This is a genomic window from Streptomyces sp. NPDC111802, assembly GCF_055634335.1.
In genome coordinates this window covers 1-4658 of the sequence record NZ_JBVKCZ010000143.1, presented here as the reverse complement: position 1 = coordinate 4658, position 4658 = coordinate 1, and the positions used below count along the sequence as shown (strand labels likewise).

Below are 4658 nucleotides of genomic sequence, written 5' to 3'. Positions count from 1 at the left end.
CCTCGCCAAGCGCATAACGGACGAGACCACACCTACCTGGCGAGGCACCTACTAAGACATAAGGTGCAATCAACTCAAATCAAACGCTCTCTAAGTGCGCTGGCAGGACTCAGTGACAAGGTCGGTAATGGACTCGTCAGGGCCCAGGCAGTGGCGCCGGTCCAGGTCGCGAAAGAGGACGGACTGGTAGATCCCCTGTGCGTTGCGCGAGTCCACGCATTCGAAGACGGGGACCTTGTTGCGCCGTACACGTTGGGGCAATTGGTAGCCGCAGCCGAGGAGGCCCGCATCCCGTCGCTCGCTCACAATTCGCCCCCTTCGTAGCTGATCATCGGCTTGCTGATCTACTCGCCCTTGTCACACATGAGCCGAAACGCCCGCACGGCGTCGGTGACGTGGAACCTGTGCCGCGTCAGCGGGGTTGGGGCGACTTTGCCGGTCTGCAGCAGTCGCAGCATCCGAGTGAGGTGTTCATGGACTCCCGGTGCCAACAGCCCGCGGATGGTCTTGGCGTTTCATGCCCATGCCAAAGGAGACGATTGCGGTCGGCAGCGGCTCCCGGGACTCCCCTGCGTGGTAGCCGGCATTGGCTACGGTGCCGCCAGGCTTGATGAGCCGCACGCACTGCTCGAACGTCTCGTGAGTTCCCAAAGCTTCAATGGCGGAGTCGACGCCTTCGGCTCCGACCAGAGCCCGGCCCTCTTCAACCACATCACACCAGCGCGGGTCGAGGACAACGTCGGCACGAAGTGTTCGGAGAGTCTCTTCCGCTCGGGCCGTGTTGCGGTCGTGATGACCACGCCAGCGTCCAGGGCGCCTTGCATGCGCTCACGAAGGAGCGTACTCGGTCTCGACGGATGCGTCCGGCGAAGCCGTGATGCACGTGGCAGCCGCCACGGCGGGATACCGTTGGGGCCTGAGGCTCCGGCCCGCACAAAGGCGCGGGGGTGCCCCGACTGACGGTGAGTTGTGGTACGAGAGGCATCCTGATGCGGTGCCCTTTGCCACAAATCCGGGCGTTGGACTCGCGGCTTACGACGACGAGAAGCACAGGCGGACCGCGAATGGGCTGCCATGACGATGGCTGCGTGGCTGTTGAGTCTCCGACGCGGCCGGGTGCGGCGAGCCGTGGCTGGGGGCACCACCGTCAGGGCGTGGCGGCGGGCGGCGGACAGTGAGCGCGTGGAGGTCTGGCCACCGCGCCAGCTCGGAGGCGGGCGTGGCAGCGCCGCGAGTTCCCGACAAGCGAGCGCGCCTACGTTAGAGCGGGCCCCTCGCGCAAGCAGAACGGCAGTGCCGGAGAGCCTTCGTGGCGCCGTGCGCCACCGGCTTACAGCGCTCGTCTCCGGGGCAAAAGGCGTTATGGCTCCGCACCTTCTTTGGGACCCTGTCGCAGTCAGGTCCGTAGGGTTCATCCAGGCAGCACTCGCCTCCCACTGCCTGAGTCAGCCGATCACCATGACCGGTACTTTTACGACGGTCAGCTTCGCGCAAGGCACGCCGTCGGCACCACCTGCGCCGAAGGGACGAGTGAGGTCGCTGCCAGCAGACTTCGGAAGCACACTGCTGCGAGTGACGTTTCCTGGGGCAAAACCGCTCCGGCCCGGGCCGCCCGTCAGGGCACCGACACCAAGCTGACCGCGAAGACATGCCAGGTGCAATAGGGCTCCAACCGGACCCACGGAGCCCCCAGGATCACCGCCGAGCTCTGCGAAGACGGCGGGCGCGTCAACCACAAGCGCGGCGCCCGCCTTATGCGCTCCATCAAGCCCGCGGGCCTGCGGCTGCGGAAGAAGCACCGCACCACCATCGCGGACCCCGCCGCCCCGAGAACGCTCCCGACCTCATCGGGCCTGGACGTCACCGCCGAGCGGTGGTGAACACCAGGTACGTCGGCGACACAACGCAAATTCCGCTCGCGAACGGCAAGTTCCTCCATCTGACCACCGTCATCGACCTCGCCTCGCGCCGCCTGGCCGGCTGGGCGATCGCCGGACCCATGCGGGCTGACCTCGTCATCAACACGCCCTGACCGCGGCCGAACACGCCCGGGGCATGCCTCACCGTCGTGATCATGCACGCCGACAACGGCACCCAATACAGCCCCGCGGAGTACGCGAAAGTCGGCGCGTTCGCTAGACCATGAGCGCCGTCGGCAGCTCGGCGGACGTCCGCCGAGTCGTTCAACGCGACGCTCAAACGGGAAACACCAGGGGCGGGAAGCAGGTGCGGCGAGCGCGAGGCTTATTTCGACGCCTTCCGCCGGCTGCACCGCTACAACAACCTGGCGCCGTCCCTCCCGGCTCGGGCTACGCAGCCCAGTCGCCTCGGGGTCAAGGCCCAACCTCAGTACCGGCCCTACACCCGCGACGGCTTCATAGCGGGCATCGGTCTGACCCTCGCATCCAACGTCACCCTGCCGAGGCGGAGTCAGTAATTCTGGTCTTCTTTGGGTCTGTACGGCTCACGGCGGATCTTCGAACTCTGCCGCGCCTGGCGGTGATGGAGCGGGCTGGACGCCGATGCCGAGACGGGCACTGTGGTTGATGGCTCTCTTTCTCGTTCAACGCGTTCACGTCTTTCCCGCCTCGGAATCGATGGCCCCACAGGCCGACACCTGTCTACTGGGACTCGCATGGATGCGGGCCTCCAGATGCGCTACAGCATGCTGTGACTCGGCCATGCCTGTTCCGGAGTCGCCAAGCGGCTGATCCCAATAGGAAAGGCGAGAGCATGTCTCATCTCATTGCGGCACAGGGCACCAACTATGAGCAGCCGTGGTGGAATCCACAGCGTCCGTCGCCGATGCCGATGGGACGCTACGTCCGTGCGGGAGCAGCGCCTTTGCAGATTTTGCCCGATCGCGCTTGGCCTGACCGGGTGCTGGACCGCGCTCCGTTGTGGGCGTCGGTGGATCTGCGGGACGGGAACCAGGCGCTTGCCAACCCCATGGACACCCGCCGCAAGGCGGCCATGTTCGATCTTCTTGTGCGGATGGGGTTCAAGGAGATTGAGGTCGGATATCCCTCGGCCAGTGAGGCGGACTTCTCGTTCGTACGGACCCTAGTGTCCGAGGACCGGATTCCGGACGATGTCACCATCTCCGTATTCACGCCGGCACGTCTGGATTTGATCGACCGTACATTCGAGTCGATCCGGGGTGCGGAACGGGCTGTGGTGCACCTGTGCATGGCGACGGCGTGCCTGTGGCGGACCGTTGTGTTCTCCATGACCGCCGGCGAGTTGCGGGAGTTCACAGTCCGCAGCGCGGAGGCCGTGGCGCGACTGGCTGACACGATGCCGCGGTCGCAGCTGCGGTTCGAGTACTCGCCCGAGACGTTCAACGTCACGGAACCGGAGTTCGCGCTGCAGATGTGCAACGCGATCACTTCGGTGTGGGACGCGTCTCCCGACCGTCCGGTGATCTTGAATCTCCCGGCGACGGTGGAGACCGATTCACCCAACGTCTTCGCCGATCAGGTCGAGTGGATGCACCAACGATTGAGCCGCCGGGAGTCGGTCATCCTGTCGGTGCATCCCCACAATGACCGCGGCACGGCGGTCGCCGCCGCAGAGCTCGCCATGATGGCGGGCGCGGACCGGGTGGAGGGGACACTGTTCGGCAACGGCGAGCGCACCGGCAACGTGTGCCTGGCCACGCTGGCGATGAATCTGTTCACGCGGGGCGTCGATCCTCAACTGGACTTCTCCGACATCGACACAATCCGTCGCACAGTCGAACAGTGCAACCAGATGCCCATCCACGCCCGACATCCCTATGCCGGCGAGCTTGTGTACACGGCGTTTTCCGGCACTCATCAGGATGCCATCGCGAAAGGGCTGAACGCCCTGGAGGAGCATGCCCGCCTCTCGGGTCGGCCATCGGCAACACTTCCTTGGCAGGTGCCCTACCTCCCCCTTGACCCCAAGGACGTCGGCCGGGCCTACGAGTCCGTGATCCGCGTCAACAGCCAGTCCGGTAAGGGGGGCGTCGCCTACGTTCTCAAGACCCACTACGGCCTCGACCTGCCGCGCGCCCTGCGAGTGGAGTTCGCCCGGCAGATCCAGAAGATCACCGACGAGACAGGGGCTGAACTGACTTCCCGTCACGTGTGGGAGATCTTCACCAACACCTACCTCGCCCCCCGGCTCTGGCTGGAGCTGAAGGAACTGCGCGAGCAGCAACACGATGGGGACACGCTGCAGGTCACCGTCGTTGCCCCCGGCGGCAGCGAAGAGAACACTGGCAGCGGCCCCTCCCCGGCCGTGGCCCTCCTTGCCGCTCTCGGCCAGGCCGGTCACCCGACCAAGCTCCACCACCTCAACCAGCACAGTGTCGATGGCCCATTCGGTCTCCGCACGGTCGTCTATGCGCACGTCACCACCCACGACGGCGCCGCCCATGGCGTGGGCATCGACGCCAATCCAGCCCTGGCCACTGCCACCGCCATCCTCAACGCCGTCAACCGTACTCGGCCCCGCTCGTGGGGCGACAGGCAAGAGACCCTCACGGGGAGGGGCATGTAATGGCGGTCCACTCGATTGATGGCACAACTGGCCCTGACCTGGCAATGCCGGTGAGTTAGGACGTTTCTGCAGGTAGCGGCGGGTGTCTGGCAACTTTCAGCGAGTAGTGGACGTTACTGGGAGTGCGTGGT

Annotated in this window: 3 protein-coding genes and 2 pseudogenes; 4 read left to right on the top strand and 1 reads right to left on the bottom strand. The window is 65.5% G+C overall.

The features are described from left to right. Positions 1 to 471: 471 nt before the first annotated feature. Positions 472 to 768 (bottom strand): annotated as a pseudogene (locus tag ACZ7NC_RS44530) (zinc-binding dehydrogenase); the annotation flags it as partial. A gap of 911 nt (positions 769 to 1679) precedes the next feature. Here ACZ7NC_RS44530 and ACZ7NC_RS44525 point away from each other — a divergent pair. From ACZ7NC_RS44525 to ACZ7NC_RS44510, 4 genes and pseudogenes are all read left to right on the top strand, one after another. Further along, positions 1680 to 1754 (top strand): annotated as a pseudogene (locus ACZ7NC_RS44525) (hypothetical protein); the annotation flags it as partial. Further along, entirely contained in the window at positions 1755 to 1880 is a 126-nt protein-coding gene (locus ACZ7NC_RS44520; RefSeq protein ID WP_471497869.1) for a hypothetical protein, read from the top strand. It abuts the pseudogene before it with no gap. Then, the gene (locus ACZ7NC_RS44515) at positions 1874 to 2032 is read left to right on the top strand and encodes a hypothetical protein (RefSeq protein ID WP_471497867.1); all 159 of its coding nucleotides are present in this window, start codon (positions 1874 to 1876) and stop codon (positions 2030 to 2032) included. The genes ACZ7NC_RS44520 and ACZ7NC_RS44515 overlap by 7 nt, the downstream gene beginning before the upstream one ends. 701 nt (positions 2033 to 2733) lie before the next feature. Further along, positions 2734 to 4527 (top strand): 2-isopropylmalate synthase, encoded by a 1794-nt coding sequence (locus ACZ7NC_RS44510; RefSeq protein ID WP_471497865.1) that lies wholly within the window; start codon positions 2734 to 2736, stop codon positions 4525 to 4527. Positions 4528 to 4658 lie beyond the last annotated feature (131 nt).

Coding starts and splice junctions, on each gene's coding strand:
- ACZ7NC_RS44510 (WP_471497865.1), top strand. CDS start 2,734: ATGTCTCATCTCATTGCGGCACAGGGCACCAACTATGAGCAGCCGTGG.
- ACZ7NC_RS44520 (WP_471497869.1), top strand. CDS start 1,755: ATGCGCTCCATCAAGCCCGCGGGCCTGCGGCTGCGGAAGAAGCACCGC.